The following is a 3793-nucleotide window of genomic DNA, read 5'->3' on the forward strand; positions in this document are numbered from 1 at the left end:
GTTATCATTACAGGAAGTTCTTAAGTGCTGGAATGACATTGCTTGTTCTTTAGCAGAAAATACAAGAATCCGAAAAACACAGATATCAAAATACTTCGAGCATACCTAAAACAAGTTAGCGCTTATGACCCCTAGCCCCTCCCAAGAGGGGAATACAAAAAGTCCCCTCTTGGGGATTTAGGAGTGGGTGAACTGTTACGGTGGTTTGATAAATTATGCTGAATAGTTAACGTCAGTTAAGAATATGCAAATAGAAAGAAATAATTCAGGAGGACATAAAAATGAGTACTGATATTAAAGAAAAACTTGAAATACCTGATACGCTAAGAAATATTTATACGGAGATGGAAGTTTCTCCAATAGGGCTTTTAAAGAACTATGCTTTAAACCTTATTTTAAATAAAATTAATAAATATGAAGCAGAAAACGCATTCTTTGAGAAAAAGTATGATTGCAAATACGAAGAATTCAAACATAAAGTCGAATCTATGGAAAAAGAAGAGAATTTTGAATGGGAAGACGATTTGATGGATTGGGAATTTGCGTTTGAAAATTTTAGATATTGGCAAAAAAAAGCCCATGAGATAAAAGGCGAATGAAGGAAATACTCGACAAATATAAAGATATTATTAAAAAATATGAAATCCTTGTTTGGGACAGCGAACCACTGGCGTATCGTTTTAAGGCAATAATTACGTTTATGGATGATTCAAGACTTCTGATAAAGGATTATACCTTTCCCCACGGACGCAAATACTCTTTTCACTGGCAAGACAGAAATAGTCATTTAATAATTCGCTGGGACAATGCAATGCACTGGAAAGACATAGATACTTTTCCACATCACAAACATGAAAAGGCCTCCATATCTTCCTCAAAAGAAGTAACGCTGGAAGATATTTTGAACCATATTTATGAGATTTTGAATGATGGACACTGATCAAAAATTATCAATTACTCATATAGATACCCATGATAAAGCCGGTGGTACTGCAAAACAGGAAATACGTATTAAATTAAATATTAAAAGAGTGGTATACGAAAATATTTGCATTATTACGGATTGCAGAACCGAGGCTTTTCCAAAATGAGAACAGGGTCGATTTAAATTCCCCTCTGGTAGTCAAAGATAAAAAAACGGAAATAGTTACAATGTCGAATTACAAAAAATCGGGAATGCTTCCCACTTCAATAGCCAATAAGACTGGAAAATGTAATGAATGCATCAATAATAATACCAACACGCAATCGTTCAAAGTGGCTAACTTCCGCAATTCAATCTTTCGCAGAACAAGACTTTCCATCCTCTCAATATGAAATCATTGTAGTGGATAACGGCTCAACAGACAACACAGGGGAGATAACAGAACGAGCTGCATTATTAAATAAAAACAATATCAGATATATATATGAGCCAGAACCAGGGCTCCTATCCGGCAGGCATCGAGGAATGTCGGAAGCAAAGGGAGAAATACTTGTCTTTGTCGATGATGATATTGAGGCGGTCAACGGGTGGTTATCGGCAATAATGGCGGAACTCAAAGATGAGTCAGTTCACATGGTTGGAGGTCCCAGTCTTCCCATGTATGAAGTTGACCCTCCCCAATGGGTCGAGAAATATTATTCATGGAAAGATGATCAATTAACATGCGGCTCACTGAGTCTACTAAATAAGGGAAAAGAAAGATTGGAAATAGATCCCGTATTTGTCTGGGGATTGAATTTTGCAATAAGAAAGAAAACGCTTTTTGATTTAGGGGGTTTTCATCCGGATAATATACCAAAATCCCTACAACACTTTCAGGGCGATGGAGAAACCGGGCTGGCCCTGAAAATGAAAGGAAAAGGACTCAAGGCGGTCTACGCCCCTGGCGCAAAAGTATATCACCACATTCCACGGGAAAGACTCACCGTAGCCTATTTTGAAAAACGATTCTTTTATCAGGGTGTTTGTGATTCATATACACAAATAAGAAAAAATAAAGGGCTGTCAAATATAAAAATCCCTAACTACCAGATATTCGATCAATTCTTACCAAACGTCCCTGCTTATGATCAATATAAACAAATTATCTATAAGCGGATTCATAATGCTTACGTTGATGGGTTTCTTTTCCATCAGGAGGCAGTACAAAAAAGTAAGACGCTTTTGAAATGGGTCTTGAAGGAAGACTATTTTGATTACCGACTCCCTGAGTTAAACCTACAAGAGCAACAACAAATTCAAGAGGTGAGTGATCGTATCCAAAAACGCTCCACACACCTACAATGGCCACGGACTACGGCTCAGGATATGTTCAAGGATGCCTTTAACCTTATTAATTCTGACGACATGGTTACCGCTCTATCTAAATTAGATACCATGGTACATCAATATCCAAACATGCCGAAAGTGCATCTAACCCGTGCTTTGTGTCTGTCTGCACTTGACCGCCCACGGGAAGCAGTACGTGCTGCCATTGCTGAATTAACTATTCAGCACGATAATAAACAGGCAGTAGATATATTATTGAAAAATCAACAGGTGTTATTAGAAGAACTGAAGACTGCACCCCAAGCGGCAGTTCGGCTTGTTGAACGTATACTAAAGTCCAGACTTAACCGGGTTTGATTAAACGTATTAAATAATCGGTCAATAACGTGTAATAAATACGTTGTATATTTTGTGTTTAATTTCATAATATTCTTTAAAAATACCCGGAGAGGATAAAATGCAAACAAATATATTGACAGATGAACAGTATAAAATGCTTTCCCGAAAATTGATTAATAGTATAGAAAGGCATTTTAAGATAACTCCGTTAAATACTTTAAAACACTATAAATATATATTGAGAAAACCTATTTATATTACGATTGAAATGGAAAAGGACATTTTTATAGCATCCTTAGATGATATAGAGGCATTTGCTTATGCTGATACAGAATTTGAAGCAATTAATCGGTTGTGTGAAGAAATAATCAATATCTATGAAGATTTACAGGCGGACAGAGACAATTTAGGTAAATTCCCTAAAAAATGGTTAACCTTCTTAGAGGAGGTTATTGTAAAAAGTGAAGAAAAATGAAGTAGAAAGGTTATTCAAAAAACTGGAATTGAAGACGCGGTCTACGGGACATAATTATGGGTGGTTGACTGTAAATGAGAAGAAGATATTAAGAGTTCATTACTCTCATGGGAAAGGGGACATTCCCGATAAAATTGTATCTAAGATTAGAGGGCAGTTAAAACTATCTTTAAAGGATTTCAAAGACTTAATTGATTGTTCATTGAATTACAACAATTACATCAACATTTTAAAACAAAAGGGAATCATTGATTGATAAAATGGGTGAATGAGTATCTAAATTATATTACAACCGAGTTTAAAATAGAAAGACAGTTGCGACAAGGAGCATTCCCGATTTTTTGTAACCGTTTGTGTGATTGGGGCAAAACAACGCTTCAAGGGATATGGTTTGAACAGGAGCATTTCAGATTTTTGGCTAACTAACTGTACATTGTACCACAAACATCCTGCTTGTGGTATTTTACCCTCAAGCTGGAAACTTGAGTTACTATTCTTCCCCTCCCCCGCTAATGGCATTTTTACAAAAAATCGGGAATGCTCCCGTTGCAACATAGCGCAGCAAAGCCGTAACCAAAAAGAGTTTAACCACAAAGGACCTAGCGCGGCCTTTGGCCGCAACCAAAAAGGTGATTTTTAGTTTATTATAAAGTATAGTAGTATCCTCGTAAATAGTAATCAGACAATTTGGAGGACACTACTTATGAATAAGTTGATGGAATTAT

Annotated in this window: 6 protein-coding genes; all 6 read left to right on the top strand. The window is 36.3% G+C overall.

Annotated elements, in window-relative coordinates:
• Positions 1–281: 281 nt before the first annotated feature.
• The 6 genes from QZT26_RS16780 to QZT26_RS16805 all read left to right on the top strand — a co-directional run bounded on the left by QZT26_RS16780 (position 282) and on the right by QZT26_RS16805 (position 3324).
• Positions 282–599: a hypothetical protein gene (locus QZT26_RS16780; RefSeq protein WP_099325191.1), complete on the top strand. Its 318-nt coding sequence runs from the start codon at positions 282–284 to the stop codon at positions 597–599.
• The gene (locus tag QZT26_RS16785; RefSeq protein ID WP_197705393.1) at positions 596–940 is read left to right on the top strand and encodes a DUF6516 family protein; all 345 of its coding nucleotides are present in this window, start codon (positions 596–598) and stop codon (positions 938–940) included. Before QZT26_RS16780 ends, QZT26_RS16785 begins: the two co-directional genes overlap by 4 nt.
• Complete coding sequence (locus QZT26_RS16790) at positions 927–1091, top strand: hypothetical protein (RefSeq protein WP_157820510.1); 165 nt, start codon at positions 927–929, stop codon at positions 1089–1091. The genes QZT26_RS16785 and QZT26_RS16790 overlap by 14 nt, the downstream gene beginning before the upstream one ends.
• A gap of 125 nt (positions 1092–1216) precedes the next feature.
• Complete coding sequence (locus tag QZT26_RS16795) at positions 1217–2611, top strand: glycosyltransferase family 2 protein (RefSeq protein ID WP_099325192.1); 1395 nt, start codon at positions 1217–1219, stop codon at positions 2609–2611.
• Positions 2612–2711: 100 nt separating this feature from the next.
• A complete protein-coding gene (locus tag QZT26_RS16800; RefSeq protein ID WP_099325193.1) occupies positions 2712–3068 on the top strand; it encodes a hypothetical protein in 357 nt (118 codons plus the stop codon).
• Positions 3055–3324, top strand: coding sequence for a hypothetical protein (locus QZT26_RS16805; RefSeq protein ID WP_099325194.1), 270 nt, complete (start codon positions 3055–3057; stop codon positions 3322–3324). Before QZT26_RS16800 ends, QZT26_RS16805 begins: the two co-directional genes overlap by 14 nt.
• The last annotated feature ends 469 nt before the right edge of the window (positions 3325–3793 follow it).

Source organism: uncultured Candidatus Kuenenia sp. (assembly GCF_900696675.1).
GTDB classification, from domain to species: Bacteria; Planctomycetota; Brocadiia; order Brocadiales; family Brocadiaceae; genus Kuenenia; species Kuenenia stuttgartiensis_A.

Bases quoted from the DNA above. Each gene is read 5' to 3' on its own strand.
- QZT26_RS16795 (WP_099325192.1), top strand. From the start codon at position 1,217: ATGAATGCATCAATAATAATACCAACACGCAATCGTTCAAAGTGGCTA.
- QZT26_RS16785 (WP_197705393.1), top strand. From the start codon at position 596: ATGAAGGAAATACTCGACAAATATAAAGATATTATTAAAAAATATGAA.
- QZT26_RS16800 (WP_099325193.1), top strand. From the start codon at position 2,712: ATGCAAACAAATATATTGACAGATGAACAGTATAAAATGCTTTCCCGA.
- QZT26_RS16780 (WP_099325191.1), top strand. From the start codon at position 282: ATGAGTACTGATATTAAAGAAAAACTTGAAATACCTGATACGCTAAGA.
- QZT26_RS16790 (WP_157820510.1), top strand. From the start codon at position 927: ATGATGGACACTGATCAAAAATTATCAATTACTCATATAGATACCCAT.